The organism is Streptomyces sp. NPDC059477 (assembly GCF_042749375.1).
Classification (GTDB): Bacteria; Actinomycetota; Actinomycetes; order Streptomycetales; family Streptomycetaceae; genus Streptomyces.
This window is the reverse complement of the sequence record NZ_JBHYUG010000022.1, coordinates 38,140-53,029: the sequence shown is the minus strand read 5'-3', so window position 1 is coordinate 53,029 and position 14,890 is coordinate 38,140. Positions and strand designations below refer to the sequence as shown.

Genomic DNA, 14,890 nt, shown 5'->3' with positions numbered 1-14,890 from the left:
TGAGTCACCACTCCCATTCGTTGGCGGGGACCCGGATGTCCGCCGGGTGCGCGGCCACCGCCGCCAGACCGGCCCGCAGAGCGGCGATCTGGAGGGCGAGGTCCATGCTCGGACCGTTGTGGCCGATCCGGGCGACATGCTCCGGGGTGTCGGGCAGATGCACGAACCCGCACCGGGTGGGCAGCCCGAGGCGGGCGGCGAGGTGCAGGGCGGTGTACATGACGGCGTTGCAGCCGTGGGTGGAGGCGGAGTTGGAGATCAGGGCGGGGACTCCCGCCGCGCGCATCGCCGTGCTCATCGCCTTGATCGGCAGGGTGGCGAGATAGGCGGCCGGTCCGTCGGGGTAGAGGGGCTCGCCCGCCGGGCGGCGTCCGTCCTCGGCGAACTGGAAGTCCTCCACATTGACCGCCGTCCGTTCGACGGTGACCGTGGTGCGCCCCGAGAACACCCCGCAGGACACCACGGCCGCCGGGGGCGGGCCGGTCACGGTGTCCGGCGCGAGCAGCGGGAGCAGGGCCTCTTCGGGGCGCTCGTCCCACAGGAGGGCACGCCCGACCACGCGGTGGCCGCCGATCTCCTCGCCGTCCAGGGCGAGTGCCACGGCGGAGCTGGGGTTGGCGGCGTAGTGCAGCTCGGTCCGGGACGCCTGGGTGCCGAAGGCGCCGTTTCCGGTCACCAGAATCCAGGGTTGGGTCATCGCTCATCTTCCGGTGGGTGGAATGCGTAAACCATGAGGCGGAAGTGCATCTCGTCGCCCTGGCTCAGCATCATGACGGAAACGGCGGAGAAAAGAAACGTTTCTTTTTCTCGAAGAAACGTTTCTTTCAGGGGGTTGACCCCGGTTGCCCCTCGGTGTTGACTGCGGCCATCGAGCCCGAGCCCCCAGGCTCCGCAGCGCGGCCGAGACCTAGGCGGCACCCCGCCGGAACGGTTCCTCCGCTGCCCATGACCCCCACTGAATCTGGCTGAATTGCGCCCTGCGTGACCCCGAATCCCTCGCGGAGGTACCTCCCTTGAACGCCCTCCCCGTCCCGCCGCGCCCCAGACGGATCGCCGTGTCCCTGGTCGCCGGGGCGCTGCTGCTCACCGCCTGCTCCGGCGCCGCCACGGACGCCGGTGACCCGGGCCAGAAGAAAAGGGTCACCGTCACCGGACTGACCCCCGAGCCCGCCGGTGACCTGGACCGGATCACCTGGGCCGTGTCGGCGGAACCCGCGTCCTTCGACTGGATCTACAACGCCAGCTTCGAGACCGGGCAGATCATGGCCAACGTCTGTGAGGGGCTCTTCCGCCTCGACGCCGACATGTCGGTCCAGCCCGCGCTCACCGAGACGTTCACCAACCCGGACCCCAGGACCTGGGTCTTCACGCTCCGCTCAGGTGTCACCTTCCACGACGGCACCACCCTCACCGCCGACGACGTGGCGTTCAGCCTGGGCCGCAACCTCGACACCGAGGCGGGCTCCTACTGGTCCGGCGCCTACGAGAACGTCTCCTCCGTCGAGGCCACCGGCCCGCTGGAGGTCACCGTCACCCTCAAGCAGCCCGACGCCCTGTTCACCTCCTACCTGAGCAGCCCCGCCGGAATCGTCGACAGCAAGGCGACGGTCACCGCCAAGGGCAAGGCGTACGGCACCCCCGACGGCGGCGTGAACTGCGTCGGCCCCTTCTCCCTGACCGACTGGGACAAGGGCCAGTCGATGACCCTGACCCGCGACGAGAACTACTTCGACCCCGAGCACCGGGCCAAGGCCGAGGAGGTCCAGTTCCAGTTCGTCCGCGACCCCGCCGCCCTGGTGAGCGGACTGCTGTCCGACTCCCTCGACGGCAGCTGGTTCCTGCCGCCCGCCGCCCTGGGCCGGCTGACGGACAGCGGCAAGGGGACCGTCTACTACGGCGAGTCCACCCAGGGCTTCAACGCCATCGTCATGGACGCCGAGGGCCCGCTGAAGGACCTCCGGATCCGCCGGGCGCTGTCCATGGCCATCGACCGCGAGGGCATCATCGACTCCGTCATCAGCGGCGCGGGCGAGCCCCAGAAGGCGCCCGCCGTCCCCGGCTCGTGGGGCTACGCCGAGAAGACCTACCGCACCGCCTGGGACGGCCTCACCGCCACCGAACGCGACCTCGACGCCGCGAAGAAGCTGGTGGAGGAGGCCGGGGCACCGGACCGCCCGATCGTCGTCGCGACGACCAGTGCCGAGGCCGAGGTCCCGGTGATCGGCGCGGAGATCCAGTCCGCCGCCAAGAAGATCGGCCTGGACGTCGAGGTCAAGTCCATCCCCGCCGACCAGTACAACGGCGTCTACACCGACGCCGAGGCCCGCAAGGGCATCGACCTCTATCTGACCGGCTGGGGCACCGACTTCCCCGACCCGCTCCAGATGTACCAGTACTTCACCACCGATCACTTCTATAACTTCTCCGGCTTCTCGGACCCGAAGTACGACGACCTCATCGCCGAGGCCGGCCGCACCCAGGACCCGGCCCGCCGCGCCGAGCTGGTCACCGCCGCGCAGCGGATCGTCGTGGACGAACTGGCGTGGATCCCGCTCTACGCCCCCTACAACACGCTCTTCCTCAACAAGCGGCTGACCGGTTCCCCGGCCTCGTACATGCAGCTGCACTACCCGTGGGCGGCCGACCTGGGAGCGTCCTCGTGAGCGGCCTCGCCAAGGAACGCGCGAAAGCGGGCGGCGGCTTGAAGGTCCCGGCCGCCGGGGGCGGGGTGCTGACCGGAGTCCTCGTGATGCTCGCCAAACGGCTCTCCGCGCTGGCCCTGCTGATGCTGGCGACCTCGTTCATCGTCTTCTCGGCGATGTATCTGGCCCCCGGCTCGCCCGAGTCGTTCCTCGCCCGGGGCAACTCCGTCACCGCCGACACCCTCCAGGCCATCCGTGATCAGTACCGCCTGGACGACCCGTTCTTCGAGCGGTACCTGTCCTGGCTCGGCGGGATCTTCACCGGCGACTTCGGGCAGTCGCTCCAGTTCCGCCAGCCCGTGGGCGATCTGATCGGCTCCCGGATCACCACCACCGTGACCCTCGTCGGCTACGCCTTCGTCCTGATCCTGGTCTCCGGTGTCCTCATCGGCGTGATCGCCGCCGTGAAGCGGGGCCGCACCGACCAGGCCGCCATCATCGGCACCACGATCGCCATGGGCACCCCCTCCTTCGTGATGGCGATCGGACTGACCTCGCTCTTCGCCGTCACCCTCGGCTGGTTCCCGGCCTTCGGCGCGGGCGAGGGCTTCCTCGACCGGATCTGGCATCTCACCCTGCCGGCCGTGGCGCTCGCCCTGTCCTCGGCCGCCCTGGTGGCCCGCGCCACCCGCTCCTCGATGCTCGCCGAACTGCGCAAGGAGTACGTCGAGACCGCCCGGGTCCGGGGCATCCCGCAGCGCCGGGTCATCTGGCGGCACGCCTTCCGCAACGCCCTGGTGCCCGTCGTCACCCTCGCCGGACTCGTGGTCTCCGGACTGCTGGTGACCACCACCCTGGTGGAGACCGCCTTCGGCCTCAACGGCATGGGCTCGCTGCTGGTCCAGTCCGTCAACGCCAAGGACTTCCCGGTGACCCAGGCGATCGTGCTGATCATCGTCGGCGTCTTCGCGCTCTGCAATCTCCTGGTCGATCTGCTGCACCCGCTGGTCGATCCGCGGGTCCGAGGAAAGGTGGGCGCCTGATGCCGGCCATGACCGACACCCCCACCACCGGGACACCCCCCGGAACACCCGAGAAGACCACCGCGCTCGTACGACGCCGGCTGTGGCCGCGCCGCTTCGGCGGGAGCACATCGGTGACGCTGTCCGTCGGGGTGCTCACCCTCTTCGTCCTCGTCGCCCTCCTGGCCCCCTGGCTCGCCCCGCACGACCCCAACGCGGTGTCCCTCGCCGACAGCCTCCAGGGCACCTCCGGCGAACATCTGCTGGGCACCGACCAGTCCGGCCGTGACGTCCTGTCCCGGCTGATCCACGGCGCCCGCACCTCGCTGCTGGGCCCGCTCGGGGTCGTCGTCGGCGCCACGCTGCTCGGCGTCACCATCGGCGTCGTCGCCGCCTGGCGCGGCGGCTGGGTCGACACCGTGCTGTCCCGGACCGTCGAGCTGATCTTCGCCTTCCCCGGAGTGCTGCTGGCGATCCTGCTGGTGGCCGTCCTCAGCGCCGGACTCAAGGCGACCGTCCTCGCCCTCGCCATCGCCTACACGCCCTACATGGCCCGGATGACCCGCAGCGCCGCGCTCGGCGAACGCCATCGCCCCTACATCCGCGCCCTGGAGATCCAGGGGTTCTCCGCCGTCAGCATCATCGCCCGGCATCTGCTGCCCAACATCGCGCCGATGGTGCTGGCCCAGGCGTCCCTCTGCTTCGGCTACGCCATGATCGACCTCGCCGGACTCTCCTTCCTCGGCTTCGGCGTCCAGCCGCCCCAGGCGGACTGGGGCGCCATGATCTCCGAGGGTCAGGTCGCCCTCCTCCAGGGCGCGCCCCTGTCGGCGCTCGCGCCCGGAGTGCTGATCGTCGTCGCCGTCGTCGGGTTCAGCCTGATCGGCGAGGGCGTGGCGGACCGGATCAGGAGGGCGGACCGATGACGGGTTCCCTCCGGTCGGCGGGGGTGTCGGCTCCGGGTCCGGCTTCCGGTCTGGCTTCCGGTCTGGCTCCGGCTCCTGGTCCGGCTTCCCGTCCGGCTCGGGCTTGGGCTCCGGCTTCCCGCGCGGCTCGCCCTCCGGCCCGGACTTCGGCTTCCGCGTGGGCTCCGGCTCCTGGTCCGGCGGGGGCTTCGGCTCCAGCTCCGGTTCCGGCTCCGGCCTTGGCTCCTGGTCCGGCCGTGGCTCTCGTTTCGGCCCCTGGTCGGGCGTCGGCTCTGGCTTCCGCGTGGGCTCCGGCTGCCGCCGTGCCTCTGGCTCCGGCGCCTGGTCGGGCGGCGGTTCCGGCTGCCGCCGTAGCCCTGGTTCCGGCCCCCGGCCCGGCGCCGGCTCCGGCCTCCGCGCTGGCTCAGGCGCCGGATCCCGTTTCAGCACGGGCACCGGCACCCGCACCGGCATCGCCTTCGGCAGAAAGGTTTCTCCCATGACCGCCGCCGCAGCGGCCCCCGCCGCCCCGCCGCGCACCGCGATGCTGGAGGTGGCCGACCTGTCGATCACCGTCCGGCGCGGCGCGGACCGTAAGCCGATCCTCGCCTCGGTGTCCCTGACCTGTGCCAAGGGCGAGATCGTCGGACTGGTCGGCGAGTCGGGGTCGGGCAAGTCCATGACCCTGCGTACCGCCGTCGGGCTGACCCCGGAGAAGGCCGACGTCAGCGGGCAGGTCCAGGTGTCCGGCCGGGATGTGCTCGGCGCCTCGCCGAAGGAACTGGCGGAGGTACGGTCCCGTACCGCGTCGATGATCTTCCAGGACCCCCGGGCCCACATCAACCCCTTCCAGCGCATCGGCACCTTCCTCACCGAGGGGCTGCGTCTCCATCAGGGCCGGTCCAAGGCGGAGGCCACCCGCATGGCCGCCGCCCTGCTCGCGGAGGTCGGACTGCCCGACCCGGACCGTCATCTGCGCCAGTACCCGCACGAACTGTCCGGCGGCATGCTCCAGCGGGTCATGATCGCCGCCGCGCTGGCCGGCGAGCCCGAATTGCTGCTCGCCGACGAGCCGACGACCGCGCTCGATGTGACCACCCAGGCCGAGATCATGTCGATCCTGCTGCGGCTGCGCCGGGAGCGGGGACTGTCCATCGTCCTGGTCACCCATGACCTCGATCTCGCCGTGGCCTGCTGCGACCGTATCCATGTGATGTACGCGGGCTCCATCGTGGAGGCGGCCTCCGCCACCGAACTCGCCCGCGCTCCCCAGCACCCGTACACCGCCGCCCTGTTCGCCGCCCGGCCCGCACCCGACCGTGCCGAACTCCGCGCGGTGTCGGGCCGCCCGCTGGGCCTGTACGAGGTCGAACGCGGCTGCGCCTTCGCCCCCCGCTGCCCCCGGGCCGTCGACGTCTGCCATGACGTGGCGCCCAGGACACGGGAGAACGACGGACACCGGGTGACATGCCATCTGGAGGAGTCCGCCGAGGCCGGGCAGGGCGCGGCGGAGGCGTCCGGCACCCTGACCCGCCCCCTCACCCCGCTCACGAAGGGAGAGCGGTCATGACCGCCGACCGTCCCGCACCTCCCGCATCTCCCGTCCCTCCGGTCGTCCGGGTCGAGTCCCTGCGCAAGACGTACGACCGGGGCCGGGTCGTGGCCGTGGACGACGTGACCTTCGATGTGCTGGCCGGCGGTTCGCTCGGCATCGTGGGGGAGTCCGGCTCGGGCAAGACGACGACGGCCCGGCTGATCGTCGGGCTGGAGGAAGCCGACTCGGGGCGGGTGCTGTTCGACGGCCGGGAGGTCGGCGCGGGTGGTGGCCGGGGGGCGCGCAGGGAGCGGGCCCGTACGGTCCAGCTCGTCTTCCAGGACCCGTACCAGAGTCTCGACCCCCGGCAGACCGTGGGCGACGCCATCGACGAGGTGCTGCGGCTGCACCGGGACCTGGACCCCGCCGGACGCGACCGGCGGCGCGGCGAACTGCTCGGTCAGGTCGGCCTCGGGGCCCGGGAGGCGGCGGCGCTGCCGAGGGAACTCTCCGGCGGGCAGCGGCAGCGCGTCGCCATCGCCCGTGCGCTGGCCGCCGATCCGAGGGTGCTGGTCCTGGACGAGGCGGTCGCGGCGCTGGACGTGTCCATCCAGGCCCAGATCCTCAATCTGCTCTCCGAGATCCGCCGGGACACCGGCGTCGCCCTGATCTTCGTCAGCCATGACCTGGAGGTCGTGCGCTGGGTGGCGGACGACGTGGTGGTGATGTTCCGGGGCGCGGTGATCGAGAGCGGCACCACCGCCGACGTACTGAAACACCCCGAACACCCGTACACCAGGCTGCTGTTGTCCAGTGTGCCCCGGCTGGGCTGGGACCCGGCGGAGGTGTCCCGCGCCCGGCGGGACTTCCTCGCCGCCGGGTGACCCACCGCGCCGCCCTCTTCCTTGTCCTCGTCCCGTCCCGCGTCCGTATGCGGCGCCCCGCTGGAGGAACCCACCATGTCCCACCCCCTTGCGCGCCCCGGCCGCCCACGCCGTCGTCGGGGCACCGCCACGGTCCTCACGGCGCTCACCGCCTGTACGGCCCTCGCCCTGTCCGCCTGTGCCGGGGTGGAGAAGGGGGCCGGGAGCAGCACCGGCACCCCCGAACTGACCGAGTCCATGCCCCCGGCGAAGTCCGAGGTGGCCGGCCTGAGATGGGCGCTGTACGCCGAGCCGTCGTCCCTGGACCCCATCTACAGCAATGACTTCCCGCCGATGGAGGTGCTGGCGAACGTCTGCGAGAGCCTGCTGAGGATCGACCCCGACCTCAGCGTCCAGCCCTCCCTCGCCGCCTCCTGGACCAACCCCGACCCGCTGACCTGGGTGTACGAGCTGCGGGACGGAGTCACCTTCCACAGTGGCGCCGCGATGACCGCCGAGGACGTCGCCTACAGCCTGGGCCGCAACCTCGACAAGTCACTCGGCTCGTACCACGACGCGGTCTACAAGAACGTGGCGTCGATCGAGGCGAGCGGCGACCGGGAGATCACCGTCAAGCTGAAGAAGCCCGACGCGCAGTTCAACCAGGCGATGGCGACCCCGGCCGGGCGGGTCATCGGCAAGGCGGCGGCCCTGAAGGCGGGCAAGAAGCTGGGCCGTCCGGACGGCGGGGTCGACTGCACCGGCCCGTTCGCCCTGGCGAACTGGTCGGCGGGCAAGTCCATCACCCTCGAACGCAACGACGGCTACTGGGACCGCGCGCGGGTGGCCAAGGCCGCCGAGGTGGAGTTCGAGTTCATTCGCGACCCGGCCGCCCGGACGACGGCGATGCTCGCGGGGGAACTGGACGGATCGTGGTTCGTCCCGGCGTCGGGGTACGGGAAGCTGCTGGCCCAGGGCGGCGGCGCGACCGGCGACGGAGGCCAGGACGGGAAGGCCGGGGACACGTCCCTCTACTTCGGCCGGACCACCGGAAGCTATGTCGGCATGGTGACCGACCTCAAGGGTCCGCTCGCCGATGTCCGCATCCGTCAGGCGCTGTCGCTGGCGATCGACCGCGAGGGCATCATCTCGGCGGCGGTCTCCGGTGCCGCCGAACCGCTCAAGGCCCCCGCCGCGCCGGGCACCTGGGGCTATGCGCAGCCCGAGCTGAAGGCGGCGTACGAGGCGCTGCCCGACCCGAGCGGTCCGGCCGAGGAGGCGAAGAAGCTGGTGACACAGGCGGGGGCGCCCGCCGAGCCGATCACCATCGCCGTCACCGGCTCGCAGTCGGAGATGCCGATCATCGGTACGGAGATCAAGCGCGCCGGGGAATCGATCGGGCTCAAGGTGGACATCAAGACCCTCCCGGCCGACAACTACAACGCCCTGTACAGCGACGCCAAGGCGCGTGAGGGCATCGACATGCTGTTCTCGCTGTGGCAGGCGGACTATCCGGACCCGACCGCGATCTACCAGTACCTCCAGACCGGCGACACCTTCAACTTCGCCCAGTGGTCCGACCCGGAGTTCGACCGGCTGATCAACGAGGCCAAGGCGACCGCCGACACCGATCAGCGTGCTCAGCTCATCGCACGGGCCCAGAAGATCGCCGTGGACCAGTCCATCTGGATTCCGCTCTACACGCCCTTCAACCCGCTCTACCTGAACCCGGATCTCACCGGCGCCCCGCTCAACTCGGTGCAGCTGACCTATCCGTGGGCGGCGGACATCGGGGGGAAGAAGTAGCCCTCCCGCAGGACCCGTGGGCGACGGACATGGCCCGCGCCCCGAACCACCGTGGGAATCATGGGGCGGAAGCCAGGTCCGGGGCCGGGCGCCTCGCGCGGTTCTCCGTGGGCGGCGCTCAGCCCCGGACCAGATCCAGCGTCTCCCGGAGGTTGTGCTCGGCGATGTCCGCCATGAACGCGCGGTCGGGGAAGTCCCCGTCCAGCAGCCGCAGGGGCCCCGCGGTGAGCGAGAGCCGCTGTGCCAGCAGGTACAGGGCGAGCCGGTCCTCGTCCAGCCCGTCCGGCTCCAGCGGCCGGTAGCGGTCGTGCAGCCGGATCCGCAGGAAGACGTGCTCCCACTCGACGTCGAAGTACATCAAGCCCTCGATGTCGATCAGTACGGGGTGCCCGGCCGGGTCCACCAGCACATGGTCGGGCCCCAGTTCGCCGTGCACCACCGCGTAGTCCCTACGGGGCCGCACGGCCGCCGCCAGTTCCAGCAGGCGCTCCTCCAGCCGGGGACGGGCCTGCGCGATCCGGGGGTCACGGGACGCGGCCTCGGTGAGGTCCCGCAGTGCCCGGCGCAGGACGATGTCCTCGCACGACGTTCCGCGCGAGGTGTCTCCCCGGTCGACCACGGCCACCTTGCCGTACCCGGCCGCCCGGTGATGTGCCATCGCCTCCAGCGCCGCCGCGAGCCGGGCCATGACCGGCGCGGCGGCGCGTGGGTCCCGGGCGAGCAGCCCTTCCAGGGTCTCGCCCCGCAGATCCTCGACGATCACCAGGCCGGCCGGGCCGTGCACACCGTCGCGGTCGATGAGACGGATCGCCGGGACCCGGACGCCGAGCCCGTCCAGCCGGGTGTGCGCCGCCTCGAACAGGTCGAGACCGGCGGCGGGCGAGAGCGGGTCGGTGAGGTCGTCGTCGCCCTCGGCGGCGGGCCAGTAGTTCTCGGCGGTGTCCCACAGATAGCCGATCGCGGTCGTCGCGTCGTCCATCGTCAGGCGGTACACCCCCTTCTTGCTGCCGCCCGCCAGCCGCTCGACTCCCGCCAGCCGCCGCCCGCCACCGAGCGCGGCCCGCGCCGCACCCGCCAGCCGCTCCCGCGTCCCCGCCCTCGCACCCATGTACCGTCCCACCCTTCCGCCCGGACAACCCGCGCACCTTACGGGAGGGTCGGCGCGGCGGCGATGGCTTTTCTCGCGCTAGGAGACGGTGTGCTGGTCCAGGAAGTCCTGGATGTGCCCCATCGTCTCCTCGGTCGACCAGGGCTTGGCGGCATCTGTGGTGGGTGAGGCGTCGGAGATCGCCTCCGTGAAGCTCAGGTCGCCGTGACCGGCGCCGGTGAGGACCACGCGCTCGGCGTCGACACCCTTGTCCTTGAGGGCGTTGAAGAGGGTCAGTGTCTGGCTGGGTGACACCAGCGGGTCGGCGGTGCCGTGCATCAGCAGGAAGGGGGCTGTCGAGGAGGAGATGTGGGTGGCGGGGTCGGCGGCGGCCACCTCGTCGGTGTAGTCCTCGGTCGATTCGGTGGTGCCGGGTCCGTACACCCACTGTGCGGCGGCGTTGCCCGGGGTGTGGTTGCTGTCCTTGGCGGCCTGGTCGTAGTCGGCGGCGATCTCCGACAGGTTCGCGGGCCCGAACTCGTCCACCACACCCTGTACCGCGCTGCTCCGATCGAGGTCGCCGCCGACGTCGTAGGTCGTGTCGCCGTTGGTGACGCCGGCCATGGCCGCCAGATAGCCGCCCGCGGACTGGCCCCATACGAAGACGTTGTCCGGGTCGATGCCGTAGGTGCCGGCGTGGGCGCGCAGATAGCGGATCGCGGACTTCACGTCGGTGAGGGCGTCCCGGTAGGTGGCCCCGTCGGCGACGGTGCGGTACTGGATGCTGGCCACCACGTAGCCCTGACCGGCGATGTAGGTGCGCTGGTCGAGATTGCCGGTGCGGTCGGACATCTGCCAGCCGCCGCCCGTGATGTACACGACCAGGGGCTTGTCACCCGTGCTCTGGGGCACCTGGATGTCGAGCTTGAGGTCGGTCGGGGTGCCGTCGGTGCTCGGCGAGGCGTAGGTGATGTTCTCGGTCGTGGTGATCGCCGAGGTGTCGCAGGTGATCGCCGCGCCCTGGGGGTCGATGACCGTGCTGGTGCTGTTGTCGGTCTCCTCGATCGTCGTGGCCTGGCCCAGGCTCTGCGCGCCCGGCGCCCCGGACGGCATGTCGGTGGGCATACCGGACCCTCCGCCGGGCAGGGACCGTTCGGCCGTCGGGCACGCGGACGGCGAGGCGGACGGGGCGGCCGTGTCGGACGAGTCGTCGGACGCGCAGGCGGTCAGGGTGACTGCGGTCAGCAGGAGGACGGCCGCCAGAGCGGTGACCGGCCTGCGGCGGCGTGTTGGGCGCGGGGGGTTCGTCGGGTCGTGGTGGGTGACCACGTCGGGTCCAGGCAATCCAGGCATGGCAGATCTCTCCCGAAGGCAGCACACAGGGACAGCGAACGGAGATAACCGGAGAAGGGATCTCCGTATTCGCTCGACGTCAACGTAACACGAACCGGAGAACAATTCTCCGGTTCGTGTACGGTGGTGAGGAACGGCCGCGGGCGGCGGCAAGGGCGACGACGGGAGCGGCGGCACGTGTGCAGCGGTGGTGGCAGGACGCCCGGGGACGACGGCACGCCCTCGACGCGGGGGACCGCCTGATGGCGCCGCCGTCCGACGCGCCCCGTCTGCGGCGTGACGCCGAGGTCAACCGGCGTCGGCTGCTGGCCGCCGCGCGTGAGGTGTTCCGGGACCGCGGGCTGCGCGCGACCCTCGACGACGTCGCCCATCACGCCGGACTCGGCGTCGGCACGGCGTACCGGCACTTCCGCAACAAGGACGCCCTGATCGACGCGCTGTTCGACGACATGCTCGCCCGGGTCGAGGAGGTGACCCGTGAGGGCGCCGAGGACCCCGACGCCTGGCGGGGACTGGCGACCCATCTGGAGCGCGTCGCGGAGTTGCAGGCGCTCGACCGGGGGCTGCGCGAGGTGCTGCTCGGCACCGGCCGGCCGATGCCGGGGGAGAGCGAGTTCCGGTACCGGATCGGGCGGCATGTCGACCTGATGGTCGAACGGGCCAAGGCCCAGGGTGTCCTACGGCCCGACGCCGAGCCCTGGGACCTGATGGCGATCCAGCTGATGGTGGCCGCCGTGACCGACCGCACCGGCCGGCCCGACCTGTGGCGCCGCTACCTCCACCTCCTCCTCGACGGCCTGCGCGCCGGCCCCGAACCCCGCGAACCCCTGCCCTGCGGCGACCTCGGCGAGCCTCCGACCCCACCGGGCCGGGGCTTCTTCCCACGCACCGAACCATCGCCGCCCCCGTCGCCGCCCCCGTCGCCGTCCCGGTCGCCGTCCCCGCGCGACGGACGCTGACCCGGGGCCGCTCCCTCCCTCTCCCCTCCACCGGACCTCGGCGCCCCACCCAGAACCGTGCCGCCCGCCTGGCTGCTGTCGCACAGCCACGCGAGCGGCACGGAATCCGGTGGGGTGGGACCCATCCGGTGGGGTGGGACGGCTCAGGCGACGATCCGGGCCTTGTGGAGGGCCTCGATGGCCTCGGGGGTGTAGCCGAGGTCGGCGAGGACCTGGTCGGTGTGTTCGCCGAGCAGGGGGGCGCCCTGGATGTCGGGGGTGAATTCGGAGAACTTGACGGGGTTGCCGACGGTCAGGAACGGGCCGCGGCCCTTCTGGTCCACCTCGACCACCGAACCGCTGCTGCGCAGGGACGGGTCCTCGGCGATCTCCTTCATGCTCAGGACCGGCGCGCACGGTATCTCCGCCTTGCGCAGGATGTCGACGGCCTCGTACTTGTCCTTGTCGGCCAGCCACTTCTCGATCTCGTCGAAGATGTCGAAGATGTGCGGCTGCCGGGCCTGGGCCGTGTTGTAGGCGGGGTCGTCGGCCCACTCGGGGTGGCCGATGGCCTCGGCGGTGCGCGCCCAGTTCTGCTCCTGGATGGTGAAGTAGATGTAGGCGTTGGGGTCGGTCTGCCAGCCCTTGCACTTGAGGACCCAGCCCGGCTGGCCGCCACCGCCCGCGTTACCGCCGCGCGGCACGGCCTCACCGAACTCACCGTCGGGGTACTGCGGGTACTCCTCCAGGTAGCCGAGCCGGTCCAGGCGCTGCTGGTCCCGGAGCTTGACCCGGCACAGGTTGAGGACTGCGTCCTGCATCGACACGGACACCTTCTGCCCGCGCCCCGTCCGCTCACGGGCGAGCAGCGCCGTCAGCACGCCGATCAGCAGATGCATCCCCGTGTTGCTGTCCCCGAGGGCCGCCCCGCTGACAGTGGGCGGCCCGTCCCAGAAACCCGTGGTCGACGCGGCGCCGCCCGCGCACTGGGCCACGTTGTCGTAGACCTTCAGGTCGTTCCACGGCGACTCCTCGTCGAAGCCCTTGACCGAGCCGAAGATCAACCGCGGGTTGAGTTCGTGGATGTGCTCCCAGGACAGGCCCATCCGGTCCATCGCGCCCGGCGCGAAGTTCTCCACCAGCACATCCGCCTCACGGATCAGCTTCTCCATGACCTCCTTCCCCTCCGGCGTACGGGTGTTGATGGCCAGGGAGCGCTTGTTGCCGTTCAGCATGGTGAAGTACAGGGCGTCCGCGTCGGGGATGTCCCGCAGCTGATGACGGGTCACATCACCGCCGTCCACGCGCTCGACCTTCAGTACGTCGGCGCCGAACCAGGCGAGCATCTGCGTGCACGCCGGGCCGGCTTGCACACCGGTGAAGTCGATCACCTTGATTCCGGTCAGGGGCAGGTCGGTCATGTCGGGTTCCCTTTCCACGAGGTGCCGTGAGGTGGGGTGAGGTGGGTTGGTGTGAGGCCCGGTGAGGGCGGGTCGGTCAGGCCGCCGGGTGGTTCACGTCCCCGACTCCCTTGGGGTTGAGGTTGGTCAGGTGGCCGCTCTCGGTGCCGTCCGAGGGGTCGATCAGACAGTCGATGAGCGCGGGCCCGCCCGAGGCGAGGGCCTCGCGGAGCGCGGCGGCGACATCGTCGGGTGTGGTCGCCCGCAGGCCCATGCCGCCGAACGCGTTGATCATCAGGTCGTAGCGGGCCCGCAGAGCGGTCGGAGCGGGGTCGGTGGTGGGGGAGATGTCGTCACCCCGGTACACACCGCTGTTGTTGAGGACGATCGTGATGACGGGCAGGTTGTAGCGGCAGATGGTCTCCAGTTCCATGCCGCTGAACCCGAGGGCGCTGTCCCCCTCGACGGCCACGACCGGATCGCCCGTCTCGACGGCGGCGGCGATGGCGTACCCCATGCCGATGCCCATGATTCCCCAGGTCCCGCTGTCCAGCCGGTGGCGCGGCAGATGCATGTCGAGCACGTTGCGCGTGAAGTCCAGGGCGTTGGCGCCCTCGTTGACGACATACGCGCGCGGGTGGTCGCGCAGCACATCGCGGATCGCCTGGAGCGCGCCCAGGAACTTCATGGGCTGCGCGGTCCGGGCCGCCTCCAGCCGCCCGGCCATCTTCGTCACGTTCTGCGCCGAGCGGGCCGCCAGCCGCTCCCGCCACTCCTCGGGGGCCTTGATCCGGCCCGGCTCCGCCCGGTCGAGCAGGGCCTCCATCACCGACGCCGCGTCCCCGACCAGCGGAGCCTCGATGGGCCGGTTGCCGTCCAGCTCGGCCGGGTCGATGTCGATCTGCGCGAACCGCGCGTCCGGGTTCCACTGCGGCGGCTCACCATGCCCCAGCAGCCAGTTCAGCCGCGCCCCGACCAGCAGGACCACATCCGCCTCCCGCAGCGCCAGCGACCGCGCGGTGGCCACCGACTGCGGATGGTCGTCGGGCAGCAGGCCCTTGGCCATCGACATCGGCAGGAACGGCAGCCCGGTCCGCTCCACGAACTCCCGGACGCTGTTCTCCGCCCGCGCGTACGCGGCGCCCTTGCCCAGCACCATCAACGGCCGCCGCGCAGCAGCCAGCAACTCGATCGCCCGGTCCACGGCCTCGGGCGGCGGCAACTGGCGCGCCGCCGGATCGACGACTCCCGGCAGCGATGCGGCGGCCGTCGCCCCGTCGTCGACCTCCCCGTGCACCGCCGCCGGGAGGTGCAGATAGTCCCCGCCCGGCCGGCCGGAC

The 14,890-nt window shown here is 71.3% G+C and carries 12 protein-coding genes; 7 read left to right on the top strand and 5 right to left on the bottom strand.

The annotated features are described in order from the left end of the window. Positions 1–4 precede the first annotated feature (4 nt). On the bottom strand, positions 5–697 hold the full coding sequence (locus tag ACFXAZ_RS14370; RefSeq protein WP_384589523.1) for a pyroglutamyl-peptidase I: 693 nt from the start codon (positions 695–697) through the stop codon (positions 5–7). A 316-nt stretch (positions 698–1,013) separates the two neighbouring features. Here ACFXAZ_RS14370 and ACFXAZ_RS14365 point away from each other — a divergent pair, with 316 nt between their 5' ends. The 6 genes from ACFXAZ_RS14365 to ACFXAZ_RS14340 all read left to right on the top strand — a co-directional run bounded on the left by ACFXAZ_RS14365 (position 1,014) and on the right by ACFXAZ_RS14340 (position 8,772). Then, positions 1,014–2,663: an ABC transporter substrate-binding protein gene (locus ACFXAZ_RS14365; protein WP_384589520.1), complete on the top strand. Its 1,650-nt coding sequence runs from the start codon at positions 1,014–1,016 to the stop codon at positions 2,661–2,663. Then, a complete protein-coding gene (locus ACFXAZ_RS14360) occupies positions 2,660–3,685 on the top strand; it encodes an ABC transporter permease (RefSeq protein ID WP_384589517.1) in 1,026 nt (341 codons plus the stop codon). The genes ACFXAZ_RS14365 and ACFXAZ_RS14360 overlap by 4 nt, the downstream gene beginning before the upstream one ends. Further along, positions 3,685–4,590, top strand: coding sequence for an ABC transporter permease (locus tag ACFXAZ_RS14355; protein ID WP_384589514.1), 906 nt, complete (start codon positions 3,685–3,687; stop codon positions 4,588–4,590). Before ACFXAZ_RS14360 ends, ACFXAZ_RS14355 begins: the two co-directional genes overlap by 1 nt. A 478-nt stretch (positions 4,591–5,068) precedes the next feature. After that, the gene (locus ACFXAZ_RS14350; protein WP_384589511.1) at positions 5,069–6,139 is read left to right on the top strand and encodes an ABC transporter ATP-binding protein; all 1,071 of its coding nucleotides are present in this window, start codon (positions 5,069–5,071) and stop codon (positions 6,137–6,139) included. Next, the gene (locus tag ACFXAZ_RS14345) at positions 6,136–6,987 is read left to right on the top strand and encodes an ATP-binding cassette domain-containing protein (RefSeq protein ID WP_384589508.1); all 852 of its coding nucleotides are present in this window, start codon (positions 6,136–6,138) and stop codon (positions 6,985–6,987) included. Before ACFXAZ_RS14350 ends, ACFXAZ_RS14345 begins: the two co-directional genes overlap by 4 nt. A 75-nt stretch (positions 6,988–7,062) precedes the next feature. Next, on the top strand, positions 7,063–8,772 hold the full coding sequence (locus tag ACFXAZ_RS14340; protein ID WP_384589505.1) for an ABC transporter substrate-binding protein: 1,710 nt from the start codon (positions 7,063–7,065) through the stop codon (positions 8,770–8,772). Between the two features lie 118 nt (positions 8,773–8,890). Here ACFXAZ_RS14340 and ACFXAZ_RS14335 read toward each other — a convergent pair whose 3' ends face one another. Then, a complete protein-coding gene (locus ACFXAZ_RS14335; RefSeq protein WP_384589502.1) occupies positions 8,891–9,880 on the bottom strand; it encodes a phosphotransferase family protein in 990 nt (329 codons plus the stop codon). Between the two features lie 78 nt (positions 9,881–9,958). Beyond that, complete coding sequence (locus ACFXAZ_RS14330; RefSeq protein ID WP_384589499.1) at positions 9,959–11,212, bottom strand: prolyl oligopeptidase family serine peptidase; 1,254 nt, start codon at positions 11,210–11,212, stop codon at positions 9,959–9,961. A gap of 116 nt (positions 11,213–11,328) precedes the next feature. Here ACFXAZ_RS14330 and ACFXAZ_RS14325 point away from each other — a divergent pair, with 116 nt between their 5' ends. Next, positions 11,329–12,171: a TetR/AcrR family transcriptional regulator gene (locus ACFXAZ_RS14325; RefSeq protein ID WP_384589496.1), complete on the top strand. Its 843-nt coding sequence runs from the start codon at positions 11,329–11,331 to the stop codon at positions 12,169–12,171. 143 nt (positions 12,172–12,314) lie between these two features. Here ACFXAZ_RS14325 and frc read toward each other — a convergent pair whose 3' ends face one another. Then, complete coding sequence (gene frc, locus ACFXAZ_RS14320) at positions 12,315–13,571, bottom strand: formyl-CoA transferase (RefSeq protein ID WP_384589493.1); 1,257 nt, start codon at positions 13,569–13,571, stop codon at positions 12,315–12,317. A 76-nt stretch (positions 13,572–13,647) separates the two neighbouring features. Beyond that, a partial coding sequence (oxc, locus tag ACFXAZ_RS14315) for an oxalyl-CoA decarboxylase (protein WP_384589490.1) occupies positions 13,648–14,890 on the bottom strand: 1,243 nt, incomplete at its 5' end.